This is a genomic window from Xanthomonas albilineans, from assembly GCF_002939705.1.
In the GTDB taxonomy this organism is placed as follows: domain Bacteria; phylum Pseudomonadota; class Gammaproteobacteria; order Xanthomonadales; family Xanthomonadaceae; genus Xanthomonas_A; species Xanthomonas_A albilineans.
In genome coordinates this window covers 1-317 of record NZ_MDCB01000124.1, presented here as the reverse complement: position 1 = coordinate 317, position 317 = coordinate 1, and the positions used below count along the sequence as shown (strand labels likewise).

The 317-nt window shown below is 62.8% G+C and carries 1 protein-coding gene; it reads right to left on the bottom strand.

The window, feature by feature from the left end; translation table 11 throughout:
• Positions 1-317: condensation domain-containing protein (locus tag XalbCFBP2523_RS16050; RefSeq protein ID WP_146084168.1), on the bottom strand; the 317-nt coding region annotated here is incomplete at both ends.

Genomic DNA, 317 nt, shown 5'->3' with positions numbered 1-317 from the left:
CCCCATCGACCACCCGTCCGAGACGATGTGGTGCATGGTCACGAAGAAAACGTATTCGTCGTGGGCGAGCTGTACCAGCACGCCACGGATCAACGGACCGCGTTCCAGCGCGAAGGGCGCTTGGGCCTCCTCGGCCAATAACCGTTCCAATGCGGTCTCGCGATCTTGCACATCGCACAGGTCGTGAGTGATCAACTGGAAGCCGCTGTCTTCGGCGGCGACCCACTGCAATGCCTGCCCATCGATCAACGCGAAGGTCGTGCGCAGCGACGCATGCCGGGCCACGATGCGATCCAGCGCACGTTGCAGCGCTTGTG